We start from the raw sequence: 17,777 nt of genomic DNA, 5'->3' as shown, positions 1-17,777 counted from the left end.
GCTGCAGGCACCAACTCTGTGATGATTATGATTGGTATTGCCCCCGTGCGCCGCACGCCTGAGGGGAAAAGGTAGCGTAAATCGCGTTTCAAGCAACATTCTTTCTCTTAATTACTGTAATTGAAAATTTTATCATTTGATCTTTGTTAATATGTGTCCTGAAATGATACAGTCCGATTCGGGGACTATTGGGGGAGCGGGCCATGGCGCATGAGCGCGTGCTTATCGTTGAAGACGAGTTGACACAGATCACACTGCTGGACGGTGTGATCACGCGCGCGGGTTTCACCTCCGAGAAAGCCATGTCAGGCGCGGAGGCGGTCAAACGCCTTCTGGATCAGACCCTGCCCAAAGTGGATGTGGTGCTCCTTGACCTGATGATGCCCGGCATGAACGGCATTGAGGTGCTGGAATCCATCCGTCCCAAACACCCGAACCTGCCAGTGGTGATGCTGACCGCGCATTCGTCCATCAATACGGTGGTGGACGCCATGCGCGCAGGCGCCAATGATTTTATCGTCAAACCTGCGAGTGCGGAACGTATCCGCACAGCCATTGAAGCATCGCTCAAGACCAGTGCGCTGGTGGGCGAGATCCCCATGAGCGGGCAAATGCGCGGCACCACCGACACCGCAGGCTTTGAAAGCCTTGTGGGCACAAGCCCGGCGATGCAGAAGGCGGTGAAGCTGGCACGCAAGGCGGCCAGCGCCAACATCCCGGTGCTGATTGAGGGTGAAAGCGGCGTCGGCAAGGAAGTGTTCGCGCGCGCCATTCATGCCGCGAGCGACCGCAAGGACACACCTTTTGTGGCCGTCAACTGCGGTGCCATCCCCGAAAATCTGGTCGAGAGCATCCTGTTCGGACACGAGAAAGGTGCGTTCACCGGCGCGACCGAACGCCGTATCGGTAAATTCCAGGAAGCCAACGGCGGCACCCTGTTCCTTGACGAGGTGGGTGAACTGCCGCTTGATGTGCAGGTAAAACTCCTGCGCGCCATTCAGGAAAAAGAGATCGACCCCGTTGGCGGCAAACAAAGTATCCGCGTTGATATAAGGATCGTTTCGGCAACGAACCGAAACTTGGCGAACCTTGTGGCCGAAGGGGCTTTCCGTGAAGACCTCTATTACCGCCTGAATGTGTTCCCTATTCTGTTGCCGCCGCTCCGTGACCGGCGGGCGGACATCCCGGCGCTGACCGAACATTTCCTCACCCAGATTTCCAAGATGGAAGGTGTGCCGCGGCGCAAGATCACACCTGACGTTCAGTCGCTGCTCTCGAGCTACGACTGGCCAGGCAACATCCGCCAACTGCAGAACGCCTTGTTCCGCGCGGTGATCCTCTCGGACGGGGAGACCTTAAGCCAAAGCGACTTCCCGCACCTGATGGGCCAACCCTTGCCCATGCCGACGCAGGCAGTGGAGCCCGTGCATTTTGGCCGCGCGGCACCGCATGTCGAAATTATGCCACAAGGCGGGGCTATTCTTGTGCTTCATGGGGCTGACGGGCACATCAAACCGCTGGCGGAACTGGAGGCGGAGATCATTCGCCTCACCCTGCTCAAGTATGACGGCCGTATGGCCGAAGTTGCGCGCAGGCTTGGCATCGGCCGGTCGACCCTATACAGGAAAGTTGCGGAATACGGGCTCGGCGAGCCTTGATAAGGGGCACCTCATTTGATCGGCGTTTTTGATTCTGGCTCGGGCGGACTGACCATTCTTGAGGCACTGCACCGGCGCATGCCGGACCAGGATTTCCTCTATCTCGGCGACCACGCAAATGCGCCCTATGGCCACCGCTCCAACGAGAAAATCGTGGAGATGACGCGCGAGGCCATCAGCACGCTTTTTGACGCGGGCTGCACCCTTGTTGTGCTGGCCTGCAACACAGCCGCCGCCGTAGCCCTCAGGACCCTGCAGCAAAAATGGCTGCCCCACGCCTATCCGGGCCGCCGCATCCTTGGTGTGCTGGTGCCCATGGTGGAAGCCATCACCGGCGTGCCCTGGGCGCAGGAGCATCCGGCACGCACAAGCGCACGGCCCAAAACCATCCTCCTGTTTGCGACCCAAAAGACCGTGAAAAGCGGTGCCTATGTGGAAGAAGTAAAAAAACGCGCACCCACCATCCGCCTCGTACAGAAAGCCTGCCCCGGCCTTGTGGATGCCATCGAAGGTGGCACCGGCCCCAAACCGCTAGCCGGCCTGATTGAAGGCTATGTGGAAGAAGCGCTGCATGAAGCGGGCGGCCTGCCTGACGCGGCGCTTCTTGGCTGCACCCATTTCCCGCTGGTGCGCAGCTATTTTGAAGCCGCGATGCCGGAGAGCATTGAAATCCTGTCCCAGCCCGACGTGGTGGCTGCCTCGCTTGAGGATTACCTCAAGCGGCACAGCGAATTCCGCAAAAAAGGTTCGGGCCGTATCCGCCTGATGACGACGGGACGGCCCGAGGATGTCAATCTGGCGGACAGTTACCTGCCGCCGCACCTGTGCCACTTTGAGGGCGGCACAGTCTTGTAGGCTTTAGGCGCTCAGCGCCTGCTGGCGCACCTCATCAAGGAACACTGTGGTCACCTTGCGCATGCGTTCGGTCGAAAGCTGGATCGCGTTCGATGCCGTCGCCATATTGCCGGACGCGTCCCGTGTCTGGCGTGCACCTTCAGCCGCGCCGGCCACGTGGCGGCTCACGTCCTGCGTGCCTGTGGCGGCTTCCTGAACGTTGCGGGCGATCTCGTCAGTCGCGGCGCGCTGTTCCTCCACCGCGGACGCCACGCCTGAGGCCATCTCCGCAATGGTGGTGATACCACGGCGGATGGACTTCATCGCTTCACTCGCCCGCTCGCTTTGGGTTTGCACGGCGCCGATCTGTTCGCTGATCTGCTCCGTCGCCTTGCCGGTCTGGTTCGCGAGGCTTTTCACTTCGCTTGCCACCACGGCAAAGCCCTTGCCAGCTTCGCCCGCGCGCGCCGCCTCGATGGTTGCGTTGAGCGCAAGCAAGTTGGTCTGCTCCGCAATGTCGTTGATCAGCTTCACGATCTCACCAATCGCGCTGGAGGAATTGGTCAGCTCCAGCATGATTTTCTCGGACTGGCCAGCGGCTTCTGCCGTTTCCTGCGACTGGCGGGAGGACATATCCATCTGGCGTGCGATCTCGGACACCGACTGGCCAAGCTCCTCGGTCGCGGCGGCAACGGTCTGAACGTTGGTGCTTGATTCCTCAGCGGCAGCAGCGGCCGCGGAAGACTGGCTGCCGGTCTGGTCCGCTGTTTTAACGAGCATGTTCGAGATGCCCATGAGGTTATCCAGCTCACGCGAGACCTCGCCCATGGTTTCCTTGATGTTGTTGTCAAAGTCGGTAATCAGCTTGGTAATGATCGCGGCTTTGCGTTCGCGCGCTTCCATTTCCTCGCGCTGGCGTTTCATCTCGTTTTCCTGCGCGATGCGCTCGGCTTCCATACGTTCGCGCTCGGCACGTTCTTCGCGCAGGCGCGCTTCCTCGGCCTCGGCACGCAGGCGTTCCCGCTCAATCGCGTTTTCCTTGAAGGTATTCACGGCGCCCGCCATGTGGCCGATCTCATCCTTGAACTCCCTACACGGCACATCAACACTGCTGTCACCGTCCGCAAGCGTCAGCATCGTGCTGGTCATGCGGCGAATGGGCACCGCGATCTGCCGGATGAAAAACAGTCCGGCAAGCACCGCGATCACCAACATAAGGATGTTTGAGACAATTGTCGCACGGTCCACCGTCGTGATCGCTGAACCTGCAGCATCGCGGGCGGCGGCTGTCATTTCAGCTTCAATGGCGTCCACTTCCTCCTCGAGGGTCCGGATATCGTCAAAAATCTGGCCGGGGCGCCCGGTAGCTTCCAGCGCCCGCGCCTCATTGACGGTCAGATAGTGAGAGGTCAGCGCAATCTGTTTGCTCGCATAAACCCGTTGCCATTCCCGTGCTTTATCAATGATACGGGCAACCGAGGCATTCAACTTTTCATTGTCAGCCGTTTGTGCCGTCAATTCTTTTGCCATGCGGTCAAACTGCTCGGCTCCGGAATCATATTGCTTAAGCACGCTCCGGTCGCTGGCGACGAGAAGATAAAGCACGGCCTGTCGCTGCCGGTCGAGGCTGGAGATCATCTCACCATAGTTGGTGCGGAAATCCTGCACGCGAGAGGACCCCGCAAGCGCGCCCTGGAGCTGTGACATGCTTGTGATAGTGGCTGCGGAGGCCATGAGCATGATAGCGATGAGAATTCCAAAGGCTGCAATCACTTTTGCAGGGATGGAGAGCTTCCTGATCATATCCAACATCAGTTTGCTCCTTTCTTTATTGCCTTGCGGCGCGCCAGTTCAGTGAGATTCACTTCAACCGTCGCGGCACCAATCGACTGTCCCGATGTGTCCATCAGGGTCAGGTTGGCCTGCGCGCGCCATGTGCCTGTTGGGTCATGAAATTCGGGGTCATCAATGAAGACTGCCCCCGGCCCCACATCATATGTCTTCTGGAATTTGGCTTCATCGCCTTGCCAGAAATCCGAAGTGATGCTGCTTTGGCCCGCGTTCAGGCCCTTTGCGTCGATGACAAAAATCTCGGTAAAAAGCCCGGCGGATGCGGCTTGAACCTGCGTCAGGTAAGTGGACAGCGGGTTGTTGAGTGTGGAGGCGATCAGCGGCTGCTCCTTCGCTTCCCGCTCTGCGCGCCACTGGGTATCGAGGCGGTCGATATCGGCGCTGCCCAAGTCTGTATACCGCTCGTTCTGCGCTTCAAGCGTGAGCGAGACCACTGGCACCACCAGCCACTCCCGGATCTGGGCCAGAACCTGATCATCGATGATCGCGGAAGACGGAGTTTGCGCGGCTGCGGGCGAACCCAGCACCAGCAACCCCAGAATACATGCTATTTTATTCATGGTTTCGGACATTCCTTTCACCTTCCCGAGGAAAGACCGTCGAAGCAGGCTTATTTTTAAGATGCCTGGTTCGTCTGGCAGTGACGCCACTGCCTGTGTCCCAGGAGGACATGCGACCCCAAACTGATAGGCCGAGAATGCATCACTTGTCTTAAGGACACGTTAAATATATGCCGTTAATACTGGTGTGGAAGTTACGATAATATCCCCTGCTCAGGATCCCCGCCTCCGATGTCTCTCGCCAAGAAACCAACTGATACGGCACCTCAAAGCCAGCACCATTTCAGAACGGTGCAGGAAGCCCGCGCCCTTGCCCGGGACCTTGCGGCGATATGCCCGCGCCCTCATGCGGTCGAGACCGGCCTGTTCGAGCTGTTCATGAATGCGATTGAACACGGCAACCTTGAGATTGGCAGCACCGAGAAAGGTATTCTCCTGAGCCAGGATAGCCTGGAGGAAGAGATCAACGCGCGGCTCCTTGATCCCGCCTACCGCGACCGTCGGGTTGAGGTCACGACAACCATCGCCGAGGGATGCATTTCATTTCATATTCACGACGAAGGCCCCGGCTTCAATTGGCGCCTGTACCTGAAACATGAGGCAGAAAAGCTTGATCGCCCCTACGGGCGCGGCATTCTCATTGCCAGAAAACTTGCGTTTGACGAGTTGCGCTATTCCGAAGAAGGAAATTCTGTTGTTGCGTCCGTGAACATGGATAATTAATTGTTAATGCTAACGATTTCTTTAGAACTCCCGATCAATTATCGGGCCTCGCGGATAACGACTGTCATTCCGACAGCATAAACAATCTATAGTTGAATATAGAGCATTGGATTGGGATCTCTGATGAGCGACAGAGCTTTACCGGTGACTGGCGTTGAGGTTTATTTTGGCGACGATGAAATCATCGTCTCAAAGACAGACCTAAAGGGCTACATCACCTACGCAAATGATGTATTTTTGAATATCGCCGGCTACGCGGAGGATGAAGTCCTCGGCCAACCGCACAGCATGATCCGCCATCCGGACATGCCGCGTGCCGTGTTCAAGCTTTTGTGGGAACACCTCAAATCAGGCGAGGAAATTTTCGCCTATGTCATGAACCGTGCAAAGAACGGTGACCATTACTGGGTGCTGGCGCACGTGACACCGTCCCTTGATGCGGCCGGCACAATTGTGGGCTACCACTCCAACCGCCGGGTGCCAAAGCGCGACACCATCAACAATGTGATCATTCCCCTTTATAAGCAGTTGCGCGCGCTTGAGATGAGCGGCGACCGCAAGGCAGGCCTTGAAGCCTCAAGCGCGAAACTTGAAGCCATGCTCAAGGAAAAGGGTATGACCGCAAACCAGCTTTTCCTCTCCCTCGCCTGACGGCCAGACAATCGCAGGATCACAGGATATGACTGAAAACAGCACCTCCCTTGCTGCCTCGATCGACAAAGCCCTCAAGGTTTGTGAGGCCGTTGCCGAAGGGGATTTTGAAGCCCGCATTCTGAATCTTCAGAACGACGGGGAACTGACCCCGCTTTTCAATGCCATCAACCGCATCATCGACCGCAATGACGCCTTCATTCGTGAGTCCGCTGCGGCAATGAAAGCCACACAGGAAAACCGTTTCTACCGGAAAATTCTCGAGACCGGCATGCCCGGCGTATTCCGGGTCGCGGCGCAGCGCATCAACGCATCGATTGATATTATCGAGCAGTTCCACCACCAGTCCCACGCGCTTGCTGAGCGCGTAGACCGCCACGTGCGCGAAGTGGCGAGCTGCCAGGAAGAAATCGCCGAAGCCGCGAACGAGACCATCCGCAAGACGGACGCCAATTCAAGCAACACCATTGAAGTCTCGAAAGCAGCGCGCCGCACGCTTGAGAACACAAACGGCGTTGCAGCAGCCACGGAACAGATGCGCGCCTCCTCGCAGGAGATCGCACGCCAGATTACCCTTTCTGCCGACTGCGCTGCCAAAACACTGTCTGAAACCGAATTTGCGAGCGGCAAGATTGAGGGGCTTGAGGAAGCCACCAACGAAATTACCTCGGTTGTGGACCTCATCACCAAAATCTCCAAACAGACCAACCTCCTCGCGCTGAATGCCACCATCGAGGCTGCCCGCGCGGGTGAGGCCGGTAAGGGTTTTGCCGTTGTGGCGAGCGAAGTGAAAAATCTGGCGAACCAGACAGCCGCTGCGACGGAGAATATCGTCAATCAAGTGAACCACATTCAGGCCACCACGACCGAGAGCGTGCAGGCCATCAGCTCAATCAAGAAGATCACGCGCGAGCTGAGCGAGATCAGCGCTGGCATTTCCGCCGCGGTTGAAGAACAGGACGCCGCCACCGCTGAGATCAGCGATCAGGTACACCGTCTGAGGCAGGATATCGAAGTGGTAACGGGCAGCGTGACCACACTCGTGCAGTCGTCCGCTGCGTCCTATTCCGCGTCCATTCAGGTCATCTGGTCAGCTGAGGATATCGACAAGCCGCTGCATCAGCTGACCGATGCCACGTCCGAATTTCTCAATATCTTGAACGCTTGATCAAGGGAAAAGCCATGCAATATTCAGTCTCGAAAAACGGTACGACAGTGACTGCCAACATTACGGGCGAACTCGCGTTTTCGGTGCAGCAGGATTTCCGCGCCATGCTTCAGGAGATGACGACCGCAGGTGGCAGCAAATGGATTCTCGACCTCAAGGCGCTGACATTCATCGACTCTGCCGGGCTTGGCCTCTTGCTCCGCGCCAAGGCAGGTGCTGAGAAAAGCGGCGCGGTCGCGGCACTGCGTCCGCCCGCCGGTGGGCAGGTTGCCGACATTCTGGAAATCGCGCATTTCAGTCAAATGTTTGAATTCGTTTGACCCTGCGACTGCGAGAGCGCTCTAGCCGCGCTCTCGCTCCTCCGGGTTTTCGCGCGGACCACCCCGCTGATCATCCGGGCTTTTGTCCTTCTCCGCGAAATAGTCGCAGCGTCCAAGCGCATTGCGCCTAAGGTAACGCACCCCTACTGGGTGTACTGCGCGGTTGTGACGACACCTTATACAGCTGGGCCCGTCACCACATTTCATATAGTCCTTCATCGACCGGTTCCCTTCTCTGCCCATCCATGAAGCCAGAGGGCGCACAAACCGTCTTTGACTTTGCTCAAGCGGCGAAACACCGTTGAAATTATGATCTCGTCCACAAAAAATATGATCGCGCACCTAAGCGTTTCCGAGGGTTTGCCTTCGGTCGCGCGCCATGCAATCAGAGCTGTGTCCGGCGGCGCTGAGGCGGGAATCTTAACTGCTGCCGGGCACGGAAACGCCGGGTTCACCCCATCTAGGCGGGGTAGCGATACCCTGCTTCCTCAAAGATAGAGCCCGGCGTTTCACTCCCCTAAGTTCCCAAACAAAAAGCCCCCCGGTTTACCGGGAGGCTTTTCTGCTTCTACTGCTCGCAAAACTTCGCCCGTGGGGGTCATGGATTTCAGCGCAACACTCAGCCGCCAAGCAGGTCGCGCACCGATACCTTGAGGCTCTGGCGGCAGGCGAAATAGCCAACCACACACACACTTGCCACCATCAGCACCACTGTGCCCGCTACCCACATGAGGTCCGGCCTATAGGTCATGCCGAACTGCGCCTCATAGATCATCAGCCCCGCGGCCCAGGTGCCACCCACGGCACCAACTGCGGCAATCAGGGCTGTGACGGCCCAGTCATGGAAGTTCAGCCACAGGCAATCCCTGTCTTTCAGCCCCATGCTCATCAATAGGCCATTTTTCTGGCGGTCGTCGGCGCGGAAACCGCTGACACTGGCCGCCAGCACAAAAAGCGCCAGCAGGAGGATCATACCCGCATACCCGCTGGTGACCTGCGTGACGATGGCGAGGATCTGGTCGAAGCGTTCAGTCAGCTCCCTGAGCGGCGCGAGCGCGAGGGTGGGGTTCTGCTGCCACAGGGCCGCCAGCTTGTCCCATGCGGCATCCGGCAGTTCCATGCTGCCCATATAGCGGGTCGGCGCATCAATATGGGCGCGGGCTGTTGCCGGCATCTGGAACCAGAAAGTGATCGAGCCCCTGCCCGCGCGGAACACATGGCTTGCCACCAGCGTGAAGTCATACTGCCTGTCACCAATCTGATAGGTCAGTGTGTCGCCGTAGCTGAAATTCATGTCTGTCATGACTTCCTGCTCAAGCGAAATCTGCTGCCATGCCGTATCATCTGCTTGCCAGAAGGTGCCGCCCGCAAGGCGGTTGTTTTGCGGCATCTCATCCGTCCAGGTAAGGCGCACGGGTTCCTGAAGCGTTGTCATGCTGTCACTGGGCTTTTGCATATAGTCCTGCAAGCGCACGCCATTCACGGTGAGGAGCTTGGCATAAACAAAGGGACGGAGCGTCAGCACCTTCGCGCCATTCTCATCCGCCCAGGTCACGAGCGCTGCAACATGGCTTTCCTGTGCTTCGGAAATCATCAGGTTGCCGTCATGGGTGCGGCTGTAGCCCTCCATCATGGCGCCAAGGTCGCGCATCAGCATCAGCGTGAACAGAAGCAGAAGCCCGCTAAGCCCGAGCCCCATCACCTGCGCTGACTTGGCAAACAGCCGCTGGCGCATGATGAAGAAGGCAAACGGCAACAGGCCCGCGCGGCGACGCCCCCAAAGGTCACCCAGCCGGACAGTGGCCCATGTGAGCACGATCATCAGCACCAGCGCCACGCCCATGGCCGCCAGCGTCATGCCGGTCAAAAGCCAGTTGTCCGAATAGGCCGCGGCCAGAAGCGATACGGCGAGCAGGCCAGCAGCAAGGCGCGCCCAGACATAGTGCCCTTCGCCCGTGTGCCGGATGAGCGACAACAGCGACGACCGCGCAAGCTTGAGAATACTGGGTAACTGGAGCGCCATCAGAAGCATGAGCAACAGCCCGGTGGTTTTCAGTATGGCCAGCGCGTCCCAATTGGCTCGCGCGCCCGGAAATACCGCCTGGAGTTTCGCGACAATGGCACCATGGGCAAGAGCGGCGAGCGCGGTTGCTACCGCTGCCGCCATCAGGAACGAGATGAGCCAGCCGCCCATCGCCATGGCAATGCCGGTGCCCAGCGGAGTGCCAAAACTACTATAGACCGCGAGGCGGTAGCGCATTTTCGCCAGCCAGCGGCGGTTGGTCATATCAAGCGCAACAGCACCTAGGAAAAAGAGGATTACGCTCGCGAGCCCAAGGAAGTTTTCCGTGCGCTGCCAGAAGGAGGCAAGCGGATGCCGCCCACCCTGTTTCTTGACGATGCTGGCCGCGGGCAGGGTCTCACCAACCCACTCCTCAACGTTCGCAAGTGCAGTCGGCGTGCCGGAGATCAGATAGCGCGTGCGGTCCTTACCCCGTGTGGCCATCTCAGCCCGCAAGCTGCCGCTGTGCACCATGGCCCGCAGGTCCACATTGTGGCCTTCCATCAGCCGGTCCGGTTCATGGAGCAGGATTGCCGAGACCTTAAGGGGCGTGTCAGCAATCGTGAGCGTATCACCAACACGCGCCTGCAACTTGGTGGCCAAGCGTGCCCCCAACCAGATCTCGCCCCCTTTGGGCCCCCTATCTGCGCTGCGCTCAAGTGCTCCGGGACTGTCGGCAATCTTGAGTGTGCCCTCAAGCGGATAGTGATCATCAACCGACTTGAGCTGCACCCGTGCCCATGCGTCACCGTGTGTCAGGGTAATGCCCGAGAGACCGGTTACAGACACACCGTCTGCCATGGCGCGCAGGGTTGCCTCCTGTGTGTCAGCAAGGGGTGCATGGGTTTCCACCACAAGGTCAGCCCCCAGCATCTGGTCAAGGTTGGTGGCGAGGAATTTCTGGATCGACGCGCTGGTGAGTGTCAGGGTGATCAGGAACATCAGAAGCGCAGCCTGGGTTGTGAGGCTGATGCGGCCATCGCCGTCTTTCAGGTCGTTCAGGCTGTTCTCAAGGGTTAGTTGAATCTTGCTCATGCCGCCATCTCCAGCTTGCCAGCTTCGAGATGAAGGCGCTCGTCGGCCTGTGCCGCCAGGCGGCTGCTGTGGGTGACAATCACAAGGCCGCAGCCGGTCTCGCGCGCGCAGTCAAACATCAGCGAGGTGACGCCTTCTGACGTGCGGACATCAAGGTTGCCGGTAGGCTCATCCGCAAAGATGAAATCCGGCCTCGAGATGAAGGCACGGGCCAGTGCAATGCGCTGCTGTTCACCGCCGCTCAGTTGGTGCGGGCGGTGACGGGCACGGTCCTTGAGGCCAACTTTATCAAGCCATGCTGCCGCCTGATCAAAAGCATCCCGCCGCCCCTTGAGGCGGAGGGGCAGCGCAAGGTTGCCGATGGCATCCAGTTCCGGCATCAGGTGAAACTGCTGGAAAATGAAACCGCTGTGCGCCCTGAGCGTACGGGCATCAACTTCCTCGCCCCGCACGAAGAAACGCACCATGCCGCCCGTTGGTGCCTCAAGCCCTGCCGCGATGGACAAAAGGCTGGACTTGCCCGCGCCCGAAGGACCGACAATAGCCAGCGACTGGCCCTTGCCTATGCTCAGGCTCAGATTGTCAAATAGGCGGATGCATTCCTTGTCGGTGTCAAATTCGTGGCGGATATTTTCAAGCTCAATGGCGGTTTTCATGGCCCTCTCCTGTCGTTTTGCGCATCATGCCTGCGCGTTTGTCAAATGAAGGTGAAATGAGACGAGCGCCCCGCTTGACACCCGTTTGACATTGCGTATGCGATGCTTTCTGATCGCACAGGAAAGGGGCCCCATGCGCATTCTGATCGTGGAAGACAATCTGGATATACAGGCCAACATCGCCGACTATCTGGAAGACAGTTACAGCCTTGATTTTGCCTATAGCGGCGATCAGGGCCTCGCGCTCGCGCTTGAGAACGAATATGACGTCATCGTGCTTGACCTGATGCTGCCGGGCCGGAACGGCCTTGAGGTCTGCAGCGCCTACCGCCGCGCGGCGGGCTTGCAGGCCCCCGTCATCATGCTGACCGCGCGTGACACCATCGACGACAAGGAAGCCGGTTTTGACGCGGGCGCGGATGACTATCTGGTAAAACCCTTTTCCCTGCGTGAGCTTAAAATGCGGATCGAGGCACTGGCCCGGCGCCCCAAGGCGCGGCAGAACACGGTGCAGACTTTTGCGGGCCTCAGCTTCGATGCCGCAACGCTGACCGTAACCGGACCGGAGAATGCCGTGGTGCTGCATGAAAAGGAGGCCAGCATCCTCACGCTGCTGCTGGACGCCGCACCTGAGGTGGTGAGTTCCGCCACCATCAGCTATGCGCTGTGGCGTGACGAGCCGCCGGAATCCGGCGCCCTTCGCACCCATATCTATAACCTTCGCAAGGCGCTCACATCCCTTGGCGCCGGGGAGGTCCTGAAAACCCGCCGCGGCAAAGGCTACGCGCTGGAGATAATGCCATGACCCGTCCCGCGCGCCGTGTGCGCAGCATGATCATGCGCCTTTTTATCGGGGCTATGGTCACCAGTTTCAGCATTTTCACGGCGATGGTTGTGATTTTCGGCTTCTCGCTCGAGGACGATATTTTCGAGCTACAGGTGCGTGAAGCGGCAGACGCCTTTGTAGCCGAAAACCCTGCCACTGGCGCTACCAGCGGTACGCTGAAAGCGCTGGATATGACCTATTATATCGGCACCGACGCCATGCCGGACTGGTTGCGCACGGAAGTGGAGCGAGGCGAGCGCTACGGCGTGTTTGAAGTTTTCGGCGAGGAACATGGCCATTTTCATGCGGTTGTTCGCACGCTCGCGGACGGTCGCAAGCTTTATGTTTTTTTCAACGCCCGGCGTTTCATCCAGTCCACACCCCAGATCAAGGGGTTCCTGATGGTAATCGGCGGTATGGCGATACTCGGCATTTTGATCTCGCTTTTCTTTCTGGCGCGCATGAGCCGCAAAGTATCGGCACCGCTTGAGCATATGGCGGATATCCTCAGTGACGGGGACAGTGTGGCAGGCCGCTTGAGTATCCCCGAGAGTGCACCGCGTGAGCTTAAGCTGCTGGCCCGCGCACTTGAGGACAGGGAAACCCGTATCAGCGAGTTGATCGCACGGGAGAGCCAGTTCAACCGAGATGTGAGCCACGAACTACGCACCCCCCTTGCCGTGGCCTACGGCGCTGCAGAAGTCCTTGAGGAGAAAGCCAGTGGTGAAAACCGGGCGCTGCAACGCCTGAAAGCCGCAGTCAAGGACATGCAGCAATTGACGGAGGGTATCCTGTGGCTCGGCCGCGACGCGAGCCGCGTGCAGGCGTGTGACCTCACAGCTGTTTGTGCCAGCAGCATCCATGCCTACGGCCAACTGGTGGGCGACAGGCCGGTGACTGTACGCCTTGATTGCAAAGGCGTGGTGATGCCGGTACCGGAAGCCGTAGCGCATGTCATCGTGGGCAATATCCTCAGGAACGCACTGTCTTATACCGATGAGGGCGAGATTGCCGTGCTGGGGGCCGACGGCAGGCTGGAGATCAGCGACACCGGCGTCGGCTTTGGCAAGGCAGACCCGGGGCGTGAAGGCTTTGGTGTCGGGCTCGCCCTTGTCTCCCGCCTGTGCGGCCATTTTGGCATCAGCTTTGATGTTGCGCCGCGCGAGGGCGGCGGCACCAGCGCGACACTCACATGGTCCTGATGGTTTGACGATGGTTTGACATTGACGTTGCTAGAAGCTCCTCAGCAAAGGAGACTTCTCATGAAACTAACAATGATAAAAACCTTCGCCCTTTTCCTGGCGATCACGACAGCAACAACAGCCGGGCTTGCCACCACATTTGTGCAGCAGTTCGGCTATGACGCGCCGGACGGCAACCGCATTACCGGCTTTATTTACCAGTCCGCAGAAACGCCCAAGGATGCGCCGCTCGCGGTGCTGATGCATGGTCTGATGGGCTCGAGCCTCTATTGGCTGGCGGACGACAACGGCATGCATGGGGACGACATCACGGCGGAACTGATCGAGCGCGGTTACCGGGTGCTTGCACTCGATGCCCGGTTCCATGGGGCCCGCATCGTCGATGTGAAGCCGATCGAGCACGTGAAGAATGCCCGCAAGGGGGATAGCGCTGGCTATGAGGCCATGATCCTGCAAACAGTGGCGGATTACCGCTTCATACTCGACAGGACGTTCAAAAACTATCCGGATACCTCTCGCGTGTTGGTGGTGGGCTATAGCATGGGCGCGCAGATGGCAACACTTCTGGCCGCCGAAGATGCCCGCGTGACCCACCTGGTGACCATGGTGCCGCCAGCGGTGCACAACGTGCCTGCGGTTTCACCCATCAGCCATGCCCCCAAGGTGACGGTGCCATGGCTTCTGTTGATGGCAAACAAGGATGAATATTCCACCAAATCGCAAAATGCCGACCTCGTAGCCGCCGCGGGTCGCAAGCCCGATGTCCACTATTTCGATAGCAAACATGTGCTGCCCGATACCTATGTGGGCACTGTTGAAAGCTGGCTGGACCAGATCACCCAGTAGGCTGGGAAGATACGACGCTGCTGAGACCAGAACACTGCGCCGGAAACAGATCGCTTGTGGGGCCTTATTCGGCCCCACAAGCTTGACCCCGCAAGGACACCAGAGCCTCACCGGCCGAGAATATTTTGCTCTCGCAAAGTTTCTCTTCTGGCCGGTCACCTACACAGCGCTGTCCTGATGATCACCCTTTCAAAACAGCCTCGAGGATATCGAGCCCTTCGTGGAGGATTTCGTCTGACGCAGTGAGCGCTGGCAGGAAGCGGATGACGTTACCGCGAATACCGCAGGAGAGCAGGATAAGCCCCGCTTCTGCGGCTTTTTTGACAATCTCGGTGGTACGCGCAGGGTCCGGTTCGTCTGCGTTACCGTCCTTGACAATCTCGATCGCAATCATCGCACCAAGGGCGCGGATATCGCCAATTTCGCTGGCGCCTGCAGCCTTCATCGCCTCAAGCCGCTGTGCGAAGAGTGTGCCGATCGTGTGCGCACGCGTGCAGAGGTCATCTTCCTCGATGATATCCAGCACCGTGAGGCCTGCGGTGCAGCCGAGCGGGGAGCCACCATAGGTGCCGCCAAGCCCACCCGGTGCAGCCGCATCCATCACGTCAGCCTTGCCGATCACGCCCGAGATGGGGAAACCACCCGCCATGGCTTTGGCGATGGTCATGAGGTCAGGCTCCACACCCGAATGCTCGGTCGCGAACAGGCGGCCCGTACGGGCGAAGCCGGACTGGATTTCATCACAGATCAAGAGGATGCCGTGCTGGTCACAGAGCTCACGCAGCGCTTTCATGAAAGCAGGCGAGGCGGCATAAAAACCACCCTCGCCCTGCACGGGTTCAAGAATGATGGCGGCAACGTCTGTGGGTGCGATGTCAGCCTTAAAGAGGTCAGCGATGCCTTCAAGCGCCATCTCTTCTGTCACACCGTGGTACGGCACCGGATAGGGCACATGGTAGATGCCTTGTGGGAACGGGCCAAAGCCAGCCTTATAGGGCGCGACTTTACCCGTAAGCGCCATGCCCATCATGGTGCGGCCATGGAAGCCGCCCTTGAAGGCGATGATGCCGTAGCGCCCCGTGGCCGCCCGCGCGATCTTGACCGCATTCTCAACCGCCTCGGCCCCCGTGGTGAGGAAAATGGTTTTCTTCGGCGTATCACCGGGGGCGAGTGCGTTCAGCCGCTCCGCCAGCGTGATATAGCTTTCATACGGTGTGACCTGGAAACAGGTGTGGGAGAAAGCATCGATCTGCGCTTTCACTGCCGCCACAATACGCGGGTCACCATGGCCGGTGTTCGTCACCGCAATACCGGTCGCGAAGTCGATATAGCGCTTGCCCTCAACGTCCCAGATTTCCGCATTCTCGGCATGCGCGGAGAAGCGCTGGTGCATGCTGCCCACACCGCGCGGCACGGCCTGCTCCCGCCGCGCCCAAAGCTCGGCGTTCGTGGGGGTCACGGCAACTGGTTTTTTCGCTTCATTCAGCATTGGGGAGGCCCTCCTGTGAGCCACGTTTTGATTTCTGATTGTCATGCCGCCGCGCCGGGGTGGGTTTTCCAAGCCCCAAAAGCGGCGCGCGCATGGCCTTTATCATACCATATCCATACGGCGCCGCCATGGGGAACGGGAGCCGAGGTGCAACTAAAATCACTTTAAGACGCCAGTGTCCGGTAGGCCTGATACTGACTGAGGAAAACCTGCCCGCTCAGGGCTTCAAGGAAGTGCGAACGCTTCAGCCTGTCCATCACCGGCCCCTTCACTTCGCTGAGGTGAAACTTCACCCCGGCTGAGGCAAGACGGTGATTGATGGCCTCAAGACTTTCAAGCGCGCTGGCGTCAATCTCATTCACCGCCGGGCACATGAGCACCACATGTTTGAGCTTCGCATTGGCGGCCAGAAGGCTATAGACCTTGTCCTCAAGGAAGCGGGCATTGGCGAAATAGAGGCTTTCATCAATGCGCAGGGTCACGATGGTCTCGCAGGTTTCAACCTCATGCCTGAGGATATTGCGGAAATGCTCCGTCCCCGGCACGAGGCCAACAACGGCACAGTGCGGGCGACTGCTTTTATAGAGATGCAGCAACACGGACAGGATGACCCCCGACGCCACGCCGACCTCAACACTCACACCAAGGGTGAGCGCCACTGTGGCCGCCATCGCAAGAAAGTCCTGCTTCGAGTAGACCCAGATTTCCCGCATCATGCGAAAATCAACGAGCGCGAGCACAGCCACGATGATGGTAGCCGCCAGCGTTGCCTTGGGCAGGTAATGAATGAGCGGCGTGAGAAAGAGCGTCGCCACCGCCATGCCAACCGCTGTGAACACACCCGCCGCTGGCGTTTGCGCCCCAGCATCAAAATTGACCACAGAACGTGCAAAGCCGCCGGTGACCACATACCCGCCCGACAGGCCCGAGCCCAAGTTGGCCGCGCCTAGCGCAATCAGCTCCTGATTGGGGTCAATGCGCTGACGGCGTTTGGCGGCAAGGGTTTGGGCGACCGAGACCGATTCCACAAAACCGATGACACTGATGAGGAAGGCGGGCAGCAGCAAGGTTTTCACAAGCTCAAGGCCAGGCAGGTTGAAAGTGAATGCCGGCAGACCCGCAGGCACCGCGCCAACAATCGCGACACCCTCGCGGTCAAGCTGCCACAGACTGGTGACCAAGATGGTCACGATGACGGTCAACACCGGCCCTGCCTTGACGATGAAACCCGCCATCCCTTTGGGCACACCGAGGGATGCCAGCAGCTTGCCGAGGCGCAGCCGCACAAACCACAGGAAGGCAAGGCATGATGCGCCGATAAGAAGCGTATAGCCATTGGCGTCCTGCAGGTTTGCACCAAGCGAGGAGACAACCTCCGGCAAGGTATGGCCGGACGCCTTCACGCCCAGCACATGTTTCAGCTGGCTAACCGCAATCAGGATACCGGACGCAGAAATAAAACCGGATATGACCGGATGGCTGAGGAAATTGGCAAGGAAACCGAGCCTGAAAAACCCCATCAGCAACAGCCATGCAGCAGAAAGGAGCGCGAGCAGAATTGAGGCTTCCACATAGCCGGTTGTGCCCTGCTTCACCACAGCCCCCACCGCCGCCGCGGACATGAGCGACGCCACGGCCACCGGCCCTACAGCCAGCGTACGACTGGTGCCAAAGACGGCATACAGCACAAGCGGCATCATGCTGGCGTATAGCCCCACCTCGGGCGGCAGGCCTGCCAGCATGGCGTAGGCAAGCGACTGCGGGATCAGCATGATGGTGACAATCACCGCCGCCGTCACGTCGCTTACGAGGGTTTCGCGGGTGTAGCCCCTGCCCCATTCAAGGCAGGGGAGAAAGCGGGAAAGCTGCGCTGCAAGCCCCATGACAGTTATTCCG

At 58.9% G+C, this 17,777-nt stretch carries 14 protein-coding genes and 1 pseudogene; 9 read left to right on the top strand and 6 right to left on the bottom strand.

The window, feature by feature from the left end:
• The first annotated feature begins 203 nt into the window (after positions 1–203).
• Together B150_RS0112395 and murI are read left to right on the top strand one after the other, a co-directional pair.
• Positions 204–1,658, top strand: a complete 1,455-nt coding sequence (locus B150_RS0112395; protein ID WP_020400253.1) for a sigma-54-dependent transcriptional regulator — start codon at positions 204–206, stop codon at positions 1,656–1,658.
• 15 nt (positions 1,659–1,673) lie between these two features.
• Entirely contained in the window at positions 1,674–2,513 is an 840-nt protein-coding gene (gene murI, locus B150_RS0112390; protein ID WP_020400252.1) for a glutamate racemase, read from the top strand.
• A gap of 3 nt (positions 2,514–2,516) precedes the next feature.
• On the opposite strand, the pseudogene B150_RS20890 reads toward murI, so the two are convergent.
• Positions 2,517–4,148 (bottom strand): annotated as a pseudogene (locus B150_RS20890) (methyl-accepting chemotaxis protein); the annotation flags it as partial.
• A 155-nt stretch (positions 4,149–4,303) separates the two neighbouring features.
• Positions 4,304–4,903 (bottom strand): hypothetical protein, encoded by a 600-nt coding sequence (locus B150_RS0112380; RefSeq protein WP_202899611.1) that lies wholly within the window; start codon positions 4,901–4,903, stop codon positions 4,304–4,306.
• Between the two features lie 231 nt (positions 4,904–5,134).
• Here B150_RS0112380 and B150_RS20885 point away from each other — a divergent pair, with 231 nt between their 5' ends.
• The 4 genes from B150_RS20885 (at position 5,135) to B150_RS0112355 (ending at position 7,765) form a co-directional block, all read left to right on the top strand.
• Complete coding sequence (locus tag B150_RS20885) at positions 5,135–5,626, top strand: ATP-binding protein (protein WP_020400249.1); 492 nt, start codon at positions 5,135–5,137, stop codon at positions 5,624–5,626.
• A 123-nt stretch (positions 5,627–5,749) separates the two neighbouring features.
• On the top strand, positions 5,750–6,277 hold the full coding sequence (locus tag B150_RS0112370) for a PAS domain-containing protein (RefSeq protein ID WP_025896693.1): 528 nt from the start codon (positions 5,750–5,752) through the stop codon (positions 6,275–6,277).
• A 28-nt stretch (positions 6,278–6,305) separates the two neighbouring features.
• Positions 6,306–7,445, top strand: a complete 1,140-nt coding sequence (locus B150_RS20880; RefSeq protein ID WP_020400247.1) for a methyl-accepting chemotaxis protein — start codon at positions 6,306–6,308, stop codon at positions 7,443–7,445.
• 14 nt (positions 7,446–7,459) lie between these two features.
• Positions 7,460–7,765, top strand: coding sequence for an STAS domain-containing protein (locus B150_RS0112355; protein ID WP_020400246.1), 306 nt, complete (start codon positions 7,460–7,462; stop codon positions 7,763–7,765).
• Positions 7,766–8,384: 619 nt separating this feature from the next.
• Here the strand turns inward: B150_RS0112355 and B150_RS20875 are convergent.
• The gene (locus B150_RS20875) at positions 8,385–10,862 is read right to left on the bottom strand and encodes an ABC transporter permease (RefSeq protein ID WP_020400245.1); all 2,478 of its coding nucleotides are present in this window, start codon (positions 10,860–10,862) and stop codon (positions 8,385–8,387) included.
• Complete coding sequence (locus B150_RS0112345) at positions 10,859–11,518, bottom strand: ABC transporter ATP-binding protein (protein ID WP_020400244.1); 660 nt, start codon at positions 11,516–11,518, stop codon at positions 10,859–10,861. Before B150_RS0112345 ends, B150_RS20875 begins: the two co-directional genes overlap by 4 nt.
• A gap of 133 nt (positions 11,519–11,651) precedes the next feature.
• On the opposite strand from B150_RS0112345, the gene B150_RS0112340 reads away from it, so the two are divergent.
• From B150_RS0112340 to B150_RS20870, 3 genes are read left to right on the top strand one after another with little or no spacing between them, the layout of a single operon-like run.
• Complete coding sequence (locus B150_RS0112340; RefSeq protein ID WP_020400243.1) at positions 11,652–12,323, top strand: response regulator transcription factor; 672 nt, start codon at positions 11,652–11,654, stop codon at positions 12,321–12,323.
• Positions 12,320–13,546: a sensor histidine kinase gene (locus tag B150_RS0112335; RefSeq protein WP_020400242.1), complete on the top strand. Its 1,227-nt coding sequence runs from the start codon at positions 12,320–12,322 to the stop codon at positions 13,544–13,546. Before B150_RS0112340 ends, B150_RS0112335 begins: the two co-directional genes overlap by 4 nt.
• 60 nt (positions 13,547–13,606) lie before the next feature.
• A complete protein-coding gene (locus B150_RS20870; RefSeq protein ID WP_020400241.1) occupies positions 13,607–14,392 on the top strand; it encodes an alpha/beta hydrolase in 786 nt (261 codons plus the stop codon).
• 181 nt (positions 14,393–14,573) lie between these two features.
• On the opposite strand, the gene gabT is transcribed toward B150_RS20870, so the two are convergent.
• On the bottom strand, positions 14,574–15,881 hold the full coding sequence (gene gabT, locus B150_RS0112325) for a 4-aminobutyrate--2-oxoglutarate transaminase (RefSeq protein WP_020400240.1): 1,308 nt from the start codon (positions 15,879–15,881) through the stop codon (positions 14,574–14,576).
• 164 nt (positions 15,882–16,045) lie between these two features.
• Positions 16,046–17,764 (bottom strand): SulP family inorganic anion transporter, encoded by a 1,719-nt coding sequence (locus B150_RS0112320; RefSeq protein WP_020400239.1) that lies wholly within the window; start codon positions 17,762–17,764, stop codon positions 16,046–16,048.
• Positions 17,765–17,777: the final 13 nt, after the last annotated feature.

It is taken from the genome of Kordiimonas gwangyangensis DSM 19435 = JCM 12864 (assembly GCF_000375545.1).
Taxonomy (GTDB): Bacteria; Pseudomonadota; Alphaproteobacteria; order Sphingomonadales; family Kordiimonadaceae; genus Kordiimonas; species Kordiimonas gwangyangensis.
The sequence above is the reverse complement of the archived record's forward strand: the minus strand, read 5'-3'. Positions and strand labels throughout refer to the sequence as shown.